This is a genomic window from Methanomethylovorans sp. (genome assembly GCF_041305605.1).
Taxonomy (GTDB): Archaea; Halobacteriota; Methanosarcinia; order Methanosarcinales; family Methanosarcinaceae; genus Methanomethylovorans.
Genome location: NZ_JBFYLB010000117.1, coordinates 1 through 14,144 on the forward strand (window position 1 = coordinate 1; position 14,144 = coordinate 14,144).

Consider the following 14,144-nt stretch of genomic DNA (forward strand, 5'->3'; position numbering starts at 1 on the left):
AAAAATCCAAAAGCCCCGGGCGTGAGTTGAACACGCGACCTAGTGATTACAAGTCACTCGCTCTGCCGGGCTGAGCCACCGAGGCATATATTTATGGATTGCAACCTCTACATAGCATAATAACAGATAAATTTTATGGTTCTTTAGGGTGCAAGCATGTGGCAGGATATATCAAGGATAGGCAGGAAGCTGGTTCAAAGTGGGCTTGTGGAGTCACATTTCGGTAATATCAGCGTAAGATCGGGGGATAAAATGCTCATAACCAGAAGCGGCAGTGCCCTGGATGAGCTGACTTCGGATAAGGTCGTACAAGTGGATGTATACGGTACTTGCGCCCTGGATGTGATAGCTTCCTCGGAAACCGTAGTACACCGCGCTATCTATAACAGTACCTCCGCATTTGCCATAGTACATGCCCATTGTCCCTATGCTGTTACCATGTCTTTGTTACAGGGCGAAGGTTGTATCACTCCCCTGGACAGTGAAGGTCGGTACTTCCTGGGTGATGTTCCCATAGTGCAAGGTGGCATAGGCTCCGGAGAACTTGCTAACAATCTTGCTAAGGCTCTTTCTGTCCACAAAGCCGCAATTGTGCACGGGCATGGCACATTTGCTATAGGCCGGGTGCTCGATGAGGCCTATGTACTCACCACGCAGGTGGAACATTCCTGCCGTATCAAGTACCTGCACGATCTGATGCGTAAGTGAACTGAGAAGCAAAAAGCAGTTCAAATGAGAAAAACGAAAGAAAGACATTAATCCGAAAAAGCCGTTATAGCATCACACATGACCTCTGATTCCCTACGTCCACATGCTACGCGGTTCATTTCACCCCTCGCACATAAGGTCGCAGATGCAGGCATTACTCCAAACCAGGTCTCCCTGTTTTCCCTGCTATTTGCCATATTGGCAGGAGTCTTCTACTATTATTCATTCTCAAGTCCCCTGTTAGTGCTGGCCGGTGCTTTTATGGTATCTCTTAACTCTATGCTTGATGCCATCGACGGCCTCATGGCCAGGTATCTCAAGACCGCTGGCCCAAAGGGAGATTTCATCGATCACGTAATTGACCGCTACGCTGACGTCATAATCATTTGCAGTATCTTTTTCGCAGGCCATGTGCAGTGGCAGATAGGTGTCATTGCCATAGTGGGCGTGCTTATCACCAGTTATCTCGGCACCCAGGCTCAGGCCCTGCATCTTGGCAGGTACTACGGAGGTATAATGGGTCGGGCAGACAGGCTTTTGCTCATCATAGCAGCATCTGTGGTATACTTCGCATATCCACACCAGGTCTTCATGTTCAATCCCCTTGGCTGGGTCATGTTAATAATTGCTATCGCAAGCCATATCACAGCCTTCCAGCGCATCTGGCATATCTGGCAGCAACTCTGACTCCCTTGGTATTTAAAACTTTAAATACACTTACTCCTATTACTCTTCATGCCTGCTGACCCGAAGAAGTATGAATATCTGGACCACACTGCAGATGCCAAGTTCCTGGCATACGGTAAAACTCTTGAGGAAGCCTTTGGGAACGCAGCTCTTGCCATGTTCAACGTCATGATAAATACTGAGTCAGTATCTAATACCATCTCACAGGACATCGAGATTACTGCGGAAGACCTTGATGGCCTGCTCTTCGACTGGCTCTCAGAATTCCTTTTCCTTATGGATGCGGAAAATCTGATATTTGGTGATTTCAGTGTGCATAGTATCAAACATGAAGGTGGCCAGTTCCATCTCAATGCCACTGTTTACGGGGAGGCTATTGATCTGTCCAGGCATGTGTTCGACACAGAGGTCAAGGCAGCCACATATAATGATATGCAGGTGGAGCAATCAGCAGATGGATGGGTGTTGCGGGCTACAGTGGATACCTGACTTCAAGTATGTAATTTATTGAAGCGATCATTGAAGCAACACTATTTTACATGTCAGGTCTATAGTTTATATGTGGGATGGGAGTATCCAACAGAAGTTTTGAAGTAAGTGATAACCATGTCTGAAGATAATGATATTTCAGTTAAGCTCAACAAGATCAATGATAATACGTGGGAGGTGCCTCGTGGATACAAACCGGGCATGCGCGTTCCTGGGCGCCTGTTCTTGTCCCCTCCGCTTCTTGAACTGCTGGAACAAGGTACGCTGGACCAGGTGGCCAATGTGGCTGCATTGCCAGGAATACAGAAGTATTCCATGGCCATGCCCGATGCACATCTGGGTTACGGTTTTCCCATAGGTGGGGTTGCGGCTTTTGACAGGGAGGAAGGTGTCATCAGTCCCGGTGGTGTGGGTTTCGATATTAACTGCGGTGTGAGGCTTATCCGGTCCAACCTGCAAGAAAATGATGTACGACCGGGGATAAAGGATCTGCTGGAAAGATTATTCCATGCGGTACCCTCTGGTGTGGGCTCAAAGAGCCGCTTGCGCGTAAATGATAATCAGCTGGATGACATTTTCATTCATGGTTCTCGTTGGGCTGTGGAGAATGGCTACGGTGTACCGAAGGACGTGGAAAGGTGCGAGAGTCAGGGCATGATGGAAGGCGCCCTGGTAAAGGAGGTGAGCACCAGGGCACGCCAACGGGGACGGCCTCAGTTGGGAACTCTTGGTAGCGGCAATCATTTTCTGGAGATCCAGTATGTGGATGAGATATATGACAGAAAAGCCGCTGAAGCCTTTGGTCTTGAAAAAGGGCAGATCACGTTCATGATACACTGTGGTTCAAGGGGCGCAGGTCATCAGATATGTACCGACCATCTGCGTACTCTTACGCAGGCAGCGCAAAAATATAAGATCGATCTCCCGGACAAGCAGCTTGCATGTGCACCCACGGATTCGTCCGAGGCTCAGAATTATTTTGGTGCCATGGTATGTGCAGCCAACTATGCCTGGGTCAACAGGCAGGTCATAATGCACTGGGCAAGGGAAGTTTTCCAGGATTTCTTCCGGCAGGATGTGGATGAACTGGGTATGGATCTCGTATACGATGTAGCACACAATGTAGCAAAGCTCGAGGAACACAAGATAGACGGCAAAAAACAAGAGGTCTATGTACACAGGAAAGGTGCCACACGTGCTTTTCCTCCCGGGCATTCAGATATTCCTGCGGCATATAAAGAAGTGGGTCAGCCAGTGCTTATCCCGGGAAGCATGGGAACTGCTTCATACGTACTGCATGGAACTCTCGATGCAATGGAGATCAGTTTCGGTAGCGCATGTCATGGTGCCGGCAGGGTCATGAGCAGAGCACATGCCAAGCAAGAGTTCAGGGGGGAGCAAATACAGAAGGAGCTCAGTGAAATGGGTATATCTGTTCGTGCCACGCAACCAGCACTAATAGCCGAAGAGGCTCCTGAGGTCTACAAATCTAGCAGTGATGTAGTGGATGTTGTTCATAACCTGGGCATAGCACGAAAAGTTGCACGTCTGATGCCCATTGGAGTTGTAAAAGGTTGAACTTAACATCATATTTTTTATAATTTCAAAGCATTTGTGGCTGTCAACCATCAGAAAAAAGAGGAAACGGGTGTATTGTTTGAGGGGATGAATGGTTTGCTTGGTTACAGTTACGTTTTTCGGGTTATACAGCTTACAAGCAGTTTTCCCGTTTCCTCAAGTACTAATAAGTCATTATTATATTTAAATCTGTTTGATGCTAATTATATATTACAATTCATAAAAGTAGTTTCATTCGTCTAATTTAAAATGACCGCTATACATTTAAAAGGTACCTATAATTTAGCTGCTATGCAAGATACAGATAAGAATCTAAAAAAAGTAAGGAATATCGCAGATTATCAGTTTGGAAAGGGATGTGGAGAAGCCCTTTTTCCAGATGGTGTGACTTTTCTGCTGTCCCGGACCAACCGTGTCAGGCAAATCATGGATAATGGACAGCGTATTGCTACTGTTAGGGCAAGGGATGGTATGCTCACCCTGAGCATTGCTGGAGCTATGGTGGTACATAATGTCCTTCATGTTCCTTCTTATAGGGTGGTGGTGTGTGATGATGCTGTTCCATTTGTATCGAAAGGCAAGACTGTTTTCGCAAAACACATCATCAGTTTGGACAAGGGGCTTCGGGCAGGTGAAGAAGTCCTTGTTGTCGATGGCTCTGACAAGCTCCTTGCCACAGGCCAACTTTTACTTTCGCCTGATGAAGCATTGTCTATAGGCAGAGGACCGGCTGTTGATGTACGCAATGGCATTGATCAGGATAAGGACAGACAGGATAATTAATAATCTATACATGCCAATTTATACCATGTGTGCCGTAACCGCAGCTACAATTCGTCATTCTCGGAAGTGATATCATAGCCGAAGAAACCCTCCTTAAAACTTTCGTGGTCCCTGATAATACGAAGATGGAAGAGCACACTATTGTCGTGGAAGGTGACGTGATAGTAGGCAACCATTCGGACATCAAGTACGGTATTCACACTAACTCTGCCATTCTGGGTGAACGTGTGGAACTTGCTGGCGATCTTATATGCAAGTCTGATGTACGTATAGATATCTGGTCCCGGATAGGTGGTAATGTAAAAACAGATACAGATGCTTATCTGGGAGAGTTTGTGAACATCGATGGCAAACTCATTGTCAAAGGAGATCTGGATATAGGCAATGACGTAAAGATCAACGGGGGCTTTGAGGCAAAGGGCTGGATAGTCATACGCAATCCTATACCTGTCATAGTATATCTTTTCCTTTACATAAGTGAGCTTCTGCGGCTTGGTAAGGATGAAGAGGTGGAAAAAGCCCTGAATGACCTCTCTGAGGATAATGTTGAAACCATGAGTTCCGCTGCTGCTATGATAATTCCAAATGGTTCAAGTATTTCTATCGATTCTATCCGCGTACCTTCCCATGCGGTGATCGGAAGCGGCTGCAGGCTTGTAGGAAACATCCGTTCCACATCATTGGAGATGGGTGACAGCAATATTCTCTATGGAAGTATAAGGACCATAGATGATGTTAATCTGGGAAAAGATAATTCCATTCATGGAAATATTGTTTCCAGGGGAATGGTGAGGATTTCTGAAGGTTCTCATGTGCTGGGTGAGATCAATGCGCGCACTGTCAGGATACATGAATCTGCAAGAGTGGATGGCGTAATGAGAGCTTCTGAAGGTATTATCTTTGAAAGAGAAGAAAAGGCAGAATTAAGCGACAGCCAACTGATGCAGCTTGATGTTTGAATTATATTAAGAAATTGTATCTATCAGATGGCAAGTACAATTAATAAGCAAAATAGGAGTGCCGTCATATGAACACAAATTTTCTTATTGTACTGGATGTTCTGCTGCGGGGTCTTATGGTAGTCCTTGCACTACTGATCTGTTATGAACTGAACAATTACAGTGCAGACGTTGTGCGTTCCCGCCTTTTTGTATCCTATAACAAGCTTAAGTTCAGTTTCTACTTTCTATCAATAAGTTTATTGTTCTTTTTCTTTGAACCTTTGCTATCGCCATTTTCGGCTTCTGAAGAAACTAGCTACAAATATAGTTCTGCAATGTTCTTCTTGCAGGCATCTCTTGCGTTCCTGTTGCACAATATTTATATTGCATTGAAACCACCGCATAAGATTCTTTAAGCATCGTCAAGTCTTTATATATTCCAACTATACCTAACTGCCTTGTAATTAACAAAGGTGTGTTCCATGTCTTCCATAAATTACGAAAGCATCGCACAGAAGGATGCAGCACATGTCATGCAGACATATGGGCGTCAGCCGATTGCCCTTGCCAATGGGAAAGGTGCGATTGTCTGTGATGTCAGCGGTGTGGAGTACATAGACTGCGTGGCAGGTATAGCAGTCAATAATGTAGGGCACTGTCATCCAAGGGTAGTGGAGGCCATAAAGTCCCAGGCAGAGAAGCTAATTCATGTATCCAATCTTTATTACACGGAAGTTCAGGCCAATCTTGCCGAGGAACTGGTGAAATTAACAGGTATGGAACGCGCATTCTTCTGTAATTCTGGCGCCGAAGCAGTGGAAGCTGCAATGAAACTGGCTCGTGTCATTACGGGAAAAACAGACTTCATAGCTGCAGAAAGGTCTTTCCACGGCCGTACCATGGGTTCCCTTTCAGTAACTTACAAGGAGATGTACAGGGCCCCTTTCAGGCCACTGGTACAGGAAGAGATTTTTGTGCCCTATGATAATGCCGATGCAATGGCAGAAGCTATCACACAAAAAACTGCTGCTATTATCATTGAGCCTATTCAGGGAGAAGGCGGTGTCCATGTGCCTTCTGAAGGTTATCTGCAGGAAGTACGCCGTATATGTGATGAGCATGGAATACTGCTCATCTTTGATGAGGTGCAGACAGGTTTTGGCAGGACTGGTAAGTGGTTCTGCAAAGACCATTTTGGTATTCAGCCCGATATAATGTGTATGGCGAAAGCCATGGGTGGCGGTTTCCCGATGGGAGGTATTGTTGCCAAAAAAGGTATCGCATTCAGCAAGGGCCAACACGCCTCTACTTTTGGTGGAAATCCTCTTGCATGTGCAGCTGCACTTGGCTCCATCGCAGCTATTAAAGAAGATGGGCTATTGGAACATACCACTGAGCTTGGCAAGTATTTCATGGACAGGCTCAGGAAAGCAGATATTCCGGGTTTCAAAGAGGTTCGTGGCCGTGGTCTTATGATCGGTTTGGAATTGGAGCGCAATTGTACTGAAATAGTTGACCATGCCAGGAATAATGGGGTGCTGCTTAACAGTACTTCTGAAACTGTCCTGCGTCTAGCTCCACCTCTTGTGATCACTAAGGACCAGATAGATAGGGTGGTAGAGATAATTGAGCAGGCTTGAACTTATCGATGAGGACATTCGCAATATTCCTGAATACGTTCCAGGGAAGTCCATAGAGGATACTGCAAGAAAATATGGTCTTGACCCAAGTTCTATCATAAAATTGGGTTCCAATGAAAATGCATTGGGACCTTCTAGAAAAGCAGTGCAGGCTATTGTGGATAATGCTGATAAGGTTCACCTATATCCTTCAGCGGACGCAGGTGAACTTGTAGATGCCTTGAGCATGTATCTGGATATACCAGCTTCCAATATATGTGCCACAGGCCCGGGAATGGATGGCTTGCTGGATAACCTGATGCGGCTTATCATTCAAGAAGGCGATGAGGTTATCGTTCCAATACCCACTTTCTCCTATTATGAGATAGCTGCCCGTGCAAACGGAGCTTCCGTTAAATACGTGGAAAGGAAAGAAAGTTTCAGGGTTAATACTGAAGCTATTCAAAAAGCAGTGTCTTCCAGGACAAAAGTTATCTTCCTGTGTTCTCCCAATAATCCGTCAGGTGACCTAGTGCCTGAACCCGATATAAGGATGTTGTTGGAATCCTTCCCGGGTCTTGTGTTCGTGGATGAGGCTTATGTGGAATTTGCCGAACATAGCGTCACAAACCTTGTAATGGAATATGATAACTTGATTGTGGGCCGGACGTTCTCAAAAATATTTGGCCTTGCTGGCTTGCGTTTAGGCTATGGCATAATGCCTTCCTGGCTTAAGAAAGAATATATGAAGACAGCAACGCCCTTCAATGTAAGTCTTCTGGCATTGAAAGCAGGAGTAGCCTCCATTTCTGACAAAGCACATATTGAAAAGAGCATTGCAATGGTCAAAGAGGGACGCAAATACTTGCAAGAAAGAATACCATTTAAGGTATATGATTCCATGGCCAATTTCGTACTCGTAGATGTTTCTCCCCGCAGTGCCAGCGATGTATGTGAAACCCTTCTTAAAAAAGGTGTAATTGTAAGGGATTGCCGTTCTTTTAGGGGTGCAGGCAACTCTTTGATACGAGTCACAGTCGGCACACGAGAACAAAATGTGCGTGTAGTAGAAGCATTCAGATCCACATAGAATATCCGGTATCATCGGATATTTGATATTTCTTCTATTTTCATGAGTGGATAGTCAAGTTCCCGGTTGAATCTCAGAGAAGCTTTTACCATTGTATTTCCATACTTCATACTAAGAGCTACATCCAGCATACGTCCTTCCAATTCGCAGTATCCGAATTCGCTATTTAGTCTGGAACGTATCATTTCCCGATCAATGTTAACTGTTATGCTCTTCACATAGGGCTGCACAGATATGCTCTCTGCTATAGCTTTTTCCAAGCTATCCACAGTTCTCAGGTTCACGGGTGAACCGGTGAATTGGTGGTATAATGCTCCCAGCTTAATTCCGGCTTCAAATAGGGCATTATCCGTGTCAGTTAGGCTGTTTATTGTGCTCATGAACTTCTTTTTCCCTGTTCTTTATGTATAGTGGAGAAACGAGGTACAGCATCATCGTCACCAGTAAAGGCGCCGTAAATGTGCTCGTAAGTGTCGCATTCAGGAAATAAGAGAATATAGGTATTGCAAAGATAAGTGTTAATGGCAGGGTTTTCTTTTTACTTCTTATTTTCATGTAGGGTACACTGCTTACCATTAATAGTCCCAGTATTAAGCATCCCACTGCCATAGCAATTGGCTGGAAGTATCCTTTATCTACCAATATAATCGCAGAGACTGTTATTCCACCTGCTGTGATCGGCAAACCTTTGAAAAAAGCATTATCGGATTTAGATATGCTAAACCTTGCAAGCCGCAGAATGCCGCAGATCAGATAAAAGCAGACTGCTGCAAGTGTAAAGTATTCGTTTCCCATATATGAGGAAATAATTATTGCAGGGGCCACTCCAAAGGAGATAACGTCTGCAAGCGAATCAAGTGCCCCTCCTATCTCGCTTCCTCCTACATATCTGGCCAGACTCCCGTCAAGGCCATCTGCGATTGCAGCTATGAGGATCAATATACATGATAAGTGAAGCATTCCGTTTTGTGTTGCAACGATCGCTCCAAAACCACACAATGCATTGAGCAGAGTGATCATATCAGGCAATTTCAGAGTACTAAATATGTCACTCACTCCTTTTGTTTTAATCTGGCTATGGCCGTCCGACCGGCATATACCTTGTCACCCTTATTGCATTCGATAACAAAGTTGTCAGGAACTGTTACGTCCACTCTGGAACCGAAACGGATCATCCCAATACGTTGTCCCTTTTCCATCATGTCTCCTTCTTTTATATAAGGCACTATTCTTCTGGTGATAGTGCCTGCTATCTGGACAACTTCAACTTTTCCGTGCTCTGTATCTATGAATATATGATGTCTCTCGTTCCTGTGGGAATCCTTACAAAAAGCAGGTATATACCCGCCTTTTTTGTACTCCATGAAAGTGACCTTTCCTTTTAAAGGTGCCCTGTTCACATGAACATTCTGGAAATTCATAAAGATACACAGCTTCCTGTTCCTTATGTCCACTATCCTGCCGTCGGCAGGCGATAGCATGCACTCTTCCCCTTCAATGGAATAACGCTCAGGGTCACGGAAGAATACAAAGAAGAATACAAGCGCCAATAGTCCTATTGCCACTCCTGTTTTTGCATATGGAAGTCCTGTGAAACAGGCCGCCAACGCAAAACAAACTGTAATCCCAAAAGTAGTCAGTATCCAGGGAATTGAACCTTTGGCAAGCATTTAATTATTTCCCAAAACTTTCTTCTTTAAGTTGTGCATCTGTTCAGTGGTCATGTCCCAAAGGCCATCAATGAGTTCCAGGATCTCAGGCAGTATGCGCATGACCATGTATGCGATCACGAACAAGGCTACTCCTGAACCGGCCTTTGCTATCATATGGTGTGCAATCTCAAAGCTATTTGGTCCAAACCACATTTCACCATATGCGACCACTACAAATACATCTCTTATTATATTAAGTATATAGATGACAGGAACCGATACCACGAATGCCGCTAACAGTTTTTTTATCGGGGCATTCACAGAAGCTATCAAACCCATAAAAAGGGCAATGCTTTCAATGGCTGTACATCCCAGGATGATCTCTACGGTGTGCCCGTTATATGTTATCATGTTGCCCGTTCTATGCGCAGAGATATCTAGGGCGCTCAGTGTCCACATTATATTATTTGTTACTGTACCGATCAGCCATTCTTTGAGGGATGGTATCTCTGCAAAAGGAAAATAGAACACTGATCCAATAGCAATGGCATTAGTAGCCATATATGTGATGTCTATATGCCTTTTCATTGAAGTGTATTTGCGAGTATGTTCAACATACATTGTGTGTGCTATGAGCATGCAAAATATACTCATTGCTACGGTAAGCGCCACATTTACATAGTCCTCTATAGCAATATAATGCAAGGGCTGCTGTAACCAGTGGATAGAGAATATACCCCATCCAATAGCTCCTATTATTCTTTTAGACCCATTTTTTCCAGGCAGAATGGCACTCAGTAGCATTAACGAGATGGATATCCATAGTACGATAAGCATTAATAGCACCTGTAGTTGTATGGACTTATATACCTGTCAGCCATAATAAACTTGTTGTCCTATGAAACCGGTAACTCCTCTTTTAACAGTGGATGCAATCATTATTTATGATTCAAAGATTGTATTTGTCAGGCGTAAAAACGACCCTTTTAAGGGCATGTTCGCACTTCCCGGTGGGTTTGTGGAGGTGGGGGAAACTACTAAAGAGGCAGTGGTGCGTGAGGCACTGGAAGAGACCGGTTTGTCTATAGAAATAGTTAAGTTGATTGGAGTATATTCAGAACCTTCGCGTGATCCAAGAGGGCATACAGTGTCTATATGTTATCTCTCAAAGGGAACAGGTACCCCTGAAGCAGGTTCTGATGCGGCAGAAGTCGCGCTTTTCACAATAGATGGCATACCCAAACTGGCTTTCGATCACAATTATATAATAGATCAGGCAAGAGTTGATATAAATGGAGTTCTGTCCCAAATGTAAGTGTATGATGTTCCCGGTTCAGGGTTCTTTCGTATGTAAGAAATGTGGCTATGTGAAAGACACTAAAGGTGTGTCTGCCGATCTCGTGTCAAAATCCCAGCGTATAGACCGTGAAGTCACCGTTCTGGAAGAGAATTTCGATCAAGGTCTTCCCACTACATCTACCAGATGTCCGGAATGTGGGCACAATGTTGCATATTGGTGGCTCAGGCAGCTTAGGTCAGCAGATGAGTCCGAAACACGCTTCTTCAAATGTACCAAATGTAGTGCCACGTGGAGAGAATACGACTGAGAATTGTCTTTAAGCCACATTGTTATATGTCTTTAAATAGGAAACTTTTATTACTTAAAGGATATAATGAAGTGGTTATTCAGACACCGGATGGAGAATTAATATGTTCAAGGCAACGATTGACGCGGATATTTTAAAAAGTTCCATAGAAACGCTTTCTGTACTCGTGGATGAGGCGCGATTCAGGATATCCACTGAGGGGCTCTCTGTAAGAGCGGTGGATCCGGCAAACGTGGCCATGGTGAGCTTCGAGCTTAGTGCAAGTGCCTTTGATGATTATGCTGCCGATGACTGTGAGATCGGCATGGACCTTACCAAGATCAATGATATTTTTGGAGTAGCAGAAAAGAACGAAAAGGCTACTCTAGAATTGGATGAGCTGTCCCAGAAAATGTCCATACACATCGGTGGCTTTTCTTACACTCTTTCGTTACTGGATCCCTCCACCATCCGTGCAGAACCACGCATACCACAGATTGAGCTGCCTGCTGAAGTGGTCCTTAATGGCAAAGAACTCCAGAAAGCTGTAAAAGCAGCAGAGAAGATCAGTGATCACATGTCCCTTGGCGTCGATGAAGAGATCTTCTATATGGAAGCTGAAGGGGATACTGATAAAGTGCGCCTGGAAATGCCCAGGGACCAGTTGATAGATCTAAAATCGGGAGAGGCACGTTCTTTGTTCTCCCTGGACTATCTCTCGGATATTGTCAAGCCAGCCTCAAAATCAAACGAGGTCACTCTTGAGCTGGGAAGGGATTATCCCATCAAGATAAGTTTCACAATTGCCGAAGGTGCAGGCAAGATCAGCTACCTGCTTGCCCCAAGGATAGAGTCAGACTGATCTATGGAAGAAAAGGATCTTGCTCTTTATCCCTTTATTACGGAAGCATCAGCATACGTATCAGGGCTGGGTTTCAGCCTTGAAAGGCTGATCACTTCCAGGGCTATGGACTCTGCCCGTTCCCGAGGGGTCGAAAGAATACTTCAGGCTTTAAAAGGTGAGGTCCGTAAACCACAGCTTTTAGTTTCGGATGAGAGCAAAATTCTAATAGAATTGCTTTCATACCCCTTTTCAAGGATACTGGTGTCCTGTATCGATGATAGTTTCCTTATACGCAGATATGCACTTGCTGAAGCAGTCTCATGCTACGATCTGCTACGTTTTGGATCATCTGACTTCCTATGCTCAATTGCATCTGATTTTTATGTGGACATACTCATTTCTGATAATGAGTTCGATATCCATTTCACGGATTATATCAGACTTGCAAGTTCTATGAAAGCGTTGGAATGGAAACTTGTTAACCGCAAGTTACAGAAAGGCCATGTTTATATCTCAAAAGAAGAGCTTGCAAGGTTGCTCCAGGAAGCTATAAGGGATAGGATACAAAGTTCCCTGCCTCTGGCTGTACCTGAAGATATCTGTCAGATGTGTGCTCCTTATATTTCTCCGATTCAGGCTGAACTGCAGCAGATGAAAGAAACTTTCGGTTCAGAAGATTTCGGTGCTGTGGAGAGCAATATGTTCCCCCCATGCATGGTACATGCCATATCCAATGTAAGGGCGGGTGTCAACCTGGCTCATTCCATGCGTTTTGCCCTTACTTCATTCCTGCGTAACGTAGGCATGTCTGTCGATGATATCGTCGCCATGTTCAACGTGTCTCCTGATTTTGATGTGGAGAAGACGAGGTATCAGATAGAACATATCTCAGGCTCATCGGGCACAGAATACAAACCTCCTTCCTGCTCTACTATGCGTACTTATGGCAATTGCTATGGTGCAGATGAATTATGTAGCCGGATTAAACATCCTCTTAACTATTACAGCCGTAAGACCTGGTTTAAACACAGGAATGCAGGTTCACAGCAATTTCCATTATCAGAAAAAGAGAAGGAATAGAATCTAGTTGTGAAGTCATTTCCTAACACCTTTATATGATTAAAATAGTATCATAAATTAAGGCTAATATATACATGAAAACACACGGAGGGAGAATATGGGCTTATTCAATCGCATGAGCACAGTTATCAAAGCCAAGATGAACAAGTTAGCAGATAAGATGGAAGATCCCCGGGAGACTCTTGATTATTCTTATGAAAAACAGCTTGAGCTTCTACAAAATGTAAAAAGAGGAGTGGCTGAAGTCACAACATCAAAGAAACGTCTGGAGTTACAGAAAGCAAAGCTACAGCAGAGTATAGATAAGCTGGACCAGCAGGCAAGGGACTCTGTAAACGCCAACAGGGAAGACCTTGCAAGGCTTGCCCTTGAGCGCAAGGCTGCACTTGTAGCGCAGGTACAGGGGCTTGATCTGCAAATAGCGGAGCTAGATCAGGAACAGCAGAAACTCGTAGCTGCTGAGAAGCGCTTATCCACAAAGGTTGAGATCTTCAGGACTAAGAAGGAAACCATCAAAGCACAGTATTCCTCTGCAGAGGCCCAGGTTAAGATCAACGAGTCAATTTCCGGGATCAGCGAGGAAATGGCCGATGTGGGACTTGCTATGGAGAGGGCCGAGAACAAGACCGAACAGATGAAAGCACGTTCTGCAGCCCTTGACGAACTCATTGAACAAGGTACATTGGAAGATGTGACCGGCAGACATGATGACATAGATCGGGAACTTTCAAAGATAAGTTCCAAAAGCACTGTGGATGCGGAACTGGCAAAACTCAAACAGGAGGCAGGCAAATGATAATACGGATCATGGGACAGGGTCAATATAAAGTGCCAAGCAGCCTTTTTGATGAGCTGAACGCTATTGATAACCGCATAGTTGATCATGTGACCAAAGGAGACGAAAAAGCTTACAAGCAAGACCTGGCAGCTCTTATCTCAAAGGTCAAACAGAATGGAAAGATTCTGGCGGCTGAAGAGCTAGTGGAATCAGATGTTATAGTTCCTCCTGAGGACCTGACCTTTACGGAAGCGAAGGACGTGTTCACAGGAACTGGTATCTTTGAGGACTGAATTTTGTAACAAGCAT

Annotated in this window: 19 protein-coding genes and 1 tRNA gene; 15 read left to right on the forward strand and 5 right to left on the reverse strand. The window is 44.6% G+C overall.

Features of this window, described 5'->3' with window-relative positions:
• Positions 1 to 11: 11 nt before the first annotated feature.
• A tRNA-Thr gene (locus ACCM36_RS07345) sits at positions 12 to 85 on the reverse strand.
• 71 nt (positions 86 to 156) lie between these two features.
• Here ACCM36_RS07345 and ACCM36_RS07350 point away from each other — a divergent pair.
• The 9 genes from ACCM36_RS07350 (at position 157) to hisC (ending at position 7,895) form a co-directional block, all read left to right on the forward strand.
• Positions 157 to 708, forward strand: coding sequence for an aldolase (locus ACCM36_RS07350; RefSeq protein WP_370573101.1), 552 nt, complete (start codon positions 157 to 159; stop codon positions 706 to 708).
• Between the two features lie 78 nt (positions 709 to 786).
• Positions 787 to 1,395, forward strand: a complete 609-nt coding sequence (locus ACCM36_RS07355; RefSeq protein ID WP_370573102.1) for a CDP-alcohol phosphatidyltransferase family protein — start codon at positions 787 to 789, stop codon at positions 1,393 to 1,395.
• A 48-nt stretch (positions 1,396 to 1,443) separates the two neighbouring features.
• Entirely contained in the window at positions 1,444 to 1,884 is a 441-nt protein-coding gene (locus ACCM36_RS07360; protein ID WP_370573103.1) for an archease, read from the forward strand.
• Positions 1,885 to 2,001: 117 nt separating this feature from the next.
• Positions 2,002 to 3,462, forward strand: a complete 1,461-nt coding sequence (locus ACCM36_RS07365; protein ID WP_370573104.1) for an RtcB family protein — start codon at positions 2,002 to 2,004, stop codon at positions 3,460 to 3,462.
• Between the two features lie 291 nt (positions 3,463 to 3,753).
• Positions 3,754 to 4,245: a PUA domain-containing protein gene (locus ACCM36_RS07370; RefSeq protein WP_370573105.1), complete on the forward strand. Its 492-nt coding sequence runs from the start codon at positions 3,754 to 3,756 to the stop codon at positions 4,243 to 4,245.
• A 104-nt stretch (positions 4,246 to 4,349) separates the two neighbouring features.
• The gene (locus ACCM36_RS07375; RefSeq protein ID WP_370573106.1) at positions 4,350 to 5,204 is read left to right on the forward strand and encodes an acyltransferase; all 855 of its coding nucleotides are present in this window, start codon (positions 4,350 to 4,352) and stop codon (positions 5,202 to 5,204) included.
• A 68-nt stretch (positions 5,205 to 5,272) separates the two neighbouring features.
• Positions 5,273 to 5,602 carry a hypothetical protein gene (locus ACCM36_RS07380; protein WP_370573107.1) on the forward strand — a complete coding sequence of 110 codons (330 nt, stop codon included), beginning with the start codon at positions 5,273 to 5,275 and terminating at the stop codon, positions 5,600 to 5,602.
• 66 nt (positions 5,603 to 5,668) lie between these two features.
• Positions 5,669 to 6,826 (forward strand): acetylornithine transaminase, encoded by a 1,158-nt coding sequence (locus tag ACCM36_RS07385; RefSeq protein ID WP_370573108.1) that lies wholly within the window; start codon positions 5,669 to 5,671, stop codon positions 6,824 to 6,826.
• Complete coding sequence (gene hisC, locus ACCM36_RS07390; RefSeq protein WP_370573109.1) at positions 6,813 to 7,895, forward strand: histidinol-phosphate transaminase; 1,083 nt, start codon at positions 6,813 to 6,815, stop codon at positions 7,893 to 7,895. The genes ACCM36_RS07385 and hisC overlap by 14 nt, the downstream gene beginning before the upstream one ends.
• Positions 7,896 to 7,906: 11 nt before the next feature.
• On the opposite strand, the gene ACCM36_RS07395 is transcribed toward hisC, so the two are convergent.
• The 4 genes from ACCM36_RS07395 to artA are packed head-to-tail and all read right to left on the reverse strand — an operon-like array spanning position 7,907 to position 10,384.
• Positions 7,907 to 8,275, reverse strand: a complete 369-nt coding sequence (locus tag ACCM36_RS07395; protein ID WP_370573110.1) for a dihydroneopterin aldolase family protein — start codon at positions 8,273 to 8,275, stop codon at positions 7,907 to 7,909.
• On the reverse strand, positions 8,250 to 8,951 hold the full coding sequence (locus tag ACCM36_RS07400; RefSeq protein ID WP_370573111.1) for an archaetidylserine synthase: 702 nt from the start codon (positions 8,949 to 8,951) through the stop codon (positions 8,250 to 8,252). Before ACCM36_RS07400 ends, ACCM36_RS07395 begins: the two co-directional genes overlap by 26 nt.
• Positions 8,948 to 9,565 (reverse strand): phosphatidylserine decarboxylase, encoded by a 618-nt coding sequence (locus tag ACCM36_RS07405; protein WP_370573112.1) that lies wholly within the window; start codon positions 9,563 to 9,565, stop codon positions 8,948 to 8,950. Before ACCM36_RS07405 ends, ACCM36_RS07400 begins: the two co-directional genes overlap by 4 nt.
• Positions 9,566 to 10,384: an archaeosortase A gene (artA, locus tag ACCM36_RS07410; RefSeq protein WP_370573113.1), complete on the reverse strand. Its 819-nt coding sequence runs from the start codon at positions 10,382 to 10,384 to the stop codon at positions 9,566 to 9,568.
• A gap of 61 nt (positions 10,385 to 10,445) precedes the next feature.
• Between artA and ACCM36_RS07415 the strand changes: the two genes are divergently transcribed.
• From ACCM36_RS07415 to ACCM36_RS07440, 6 genes are all read left to right on the forward strand, one after another.
• Entirely contained in the window at positions 10,446 to 10,862 is a 417-nt protein-coding gene (locus tag ACCM36_RS07415) for an NUDIX domain-containing protein (RefSeq protein WP_370573114.1), read from the forward strand.
• A complete protein-coding gene (locus ACCM36_RS07420; protein ID WP_370573115.1) occupies positions 10,840 to 11,154 on the forward strand; it encodes a transcription factor S in 315 nt (104 codons plus the stop codon). The genes ACCM36_RS07415 and ACCM36_RS07420 overlap by 23 nt, the downstream gene beginning before the upstream one ends.
• Before the next feature lie 103 nt (positions 11,155 to 11,257).
• A complete protein-coding gene (gene pcn / locus ACCM36_RS07425) occupies positions 11,258 to 11,995 on the forward strand; it encodes a proliferating cell nuclear antigen (pcna) (RefSeq protein ID WP_370573116.1) in 738 nt (245 codons plus the stop codon).
• Between the two features lie 3 nt (positions 11,996 to 11,998).
• Positions 11,999 to 13,057, forward strand: a complete 1,059-nt coding sequence (gene priL, locus ACCM36_RS07430) for a DNA primase regulatory subunit PriL (protein ID WP_370573117.1) — start codon at positions 11,999 to 12,001, stop codon at positions 13,055 to 13,057.
• 97 nt (positions 13,058 to 13,154) lie between these two features.
• Positions 13,155 to 13,853 carry a PspA/IM30 family protein gene (locus ACCM36_RS07435; RefSeq protein WP_370573118.1) on the forward strand — a complete coding sequence of 233 codons (699 nt, stop codon included), beginning with the start codon at positions 13,155 to 13,157 and terminating at the stop codon, positions 13,851 to 13,853.
• Complete coding sequence (locus ACCM36_RS07440; RefSeq protein ID WP_370573119.1) at positions 13,850 to 14,128, forward strand: hypothetical protein; 279 nt, start codon at positions 13,850 to 13,852, stop codon at positions 14,126 to 14,128. The genes ACCM36_RS07435 and ACCM36_RS07440 overlap by 4 nt, the downstream gene beginning before the upstream one ends.
• Positions 14,129 to 14,144: the final 16 nt, after the last annotated feature.

What these genes read in the sequence shown, in the direction of transcription:
- pcn (WP_370573116.1), top strand. Translation starts at nt 11,258, where the DNA reads ATGTTCAAGGCAACGATTGACGCGGATATTTTAAAAAGTTCCATAGAA.
- ACCM36_RS07355 (WP_370573102.1), top strand. Translation starts at nt 787, where the DNA reads ATGACCTCTGATTCCCTACGTCCACATGCTACGCGGTTCATTTCACCC.
- ACCM36_RS07365 (WP_370573104.1), top strand. Translation starts at nt 2,002, where the DNA reads ATGTCTGAAGATAATGATATTTCAGTTAAGCTCAACAAGATCAATGAT.
- ACCM36_RS07350 (WP_370573101.1), top strand. Translation starts at nt 157, where the DNA reads ATGTGGCAGGATATATCAAGGATAGGCAGGAAGCTGGTTCAAAGTGGG.
- ACCM36_RS07370 (WP_370573105.1), top strand. Translation starts at nt 3,754, where the DNA reads ATGCAAGATACAGATAAGAATCTAAAAAAAGTAAGGAATATCGCAGAT.
- priL (WP_370573117.1), top strand. Translation starts at nt 11,999, where the DNA reads ATGGAAGAAAAGGATCTTGCTCTTTATCCCTTTATTACGGAAGCATCA.
- ACCM36_RS07380 (WP_370573107.1), top strand. Translation starts at nt 5,273, where the DNA reads ATGAACACAAATTTTCTTATTGTACTGGATGTTCTGCTGCGGGGTCTT.
- ACCM36_RS07420 (WP_370573115.1), top strand. Translation starts at nt 10,840, where the DNA reads ATGGAGTTCTGTCCCAAATGTAAGTGTATGATGTTCCCGGTTCAGGGT.
- ACCM36_RS07405 (WP_370573112.1), bottom strand. Translation starts at nt 9,565, where the DNA reads ATGCTTGCCAAAGGTTCAATTCCCTGGATACTGACTACTTTTGGGATT.
- ACCM36_RS07360 (WP_370573103.1), top strand. Translation starts at nt 1,444, where the DNA reads ATGCCTGCTGACCCGAAGAAGTATGAATATCTGGACCACACTGCAGAT.
- ACCM36_RS07440 (WP_370573119.1), top strand. Translation starts at nt 13,850, where the DNA reads ATGATAATACGGATCATGGGACAGGGTCAATATAAAGTGCCAAGCAGC.
- ACCM36_RS07435 (WP_370573118.1), top strand. Translation starts at nt 13,155, where the DNA reads ATGGGCTTATTCAATCGCATGAGCACAGTTATCAAAGCCAAGATGAAC.
- ACCM36_RS07395 (WP_370573110.1), bottom strand. Translation starts at nt 8,275, where the DNA reads ATGAGCACAATAAACAGCCTAACTGACACGGATAATGCCCTATTTGAA.
- ACCM36_RS07385 (WP_370573108.1), top strand. Translation starts at nt 5,669, where the DNA reads ATGTCTTCCATAAATTACGAAAGCATCGCACAGAAGGATGCAGCACAT.
- ACCM36_RS07415 (WP_370573114.1), top strand. Translation starts at nt 10,446, where the DNA reads ATGAAACCGGTAACTCCTCTTTTAACAGTGGATGCAATCATTATTTAT.
- artA (WP_370573113.1), bottom strand. Translation starts at nt 10,384, where the DNA reads ATGCTTATCGTACTATGGATATCCATCTCGTTAATGCTACTGAGTGCC.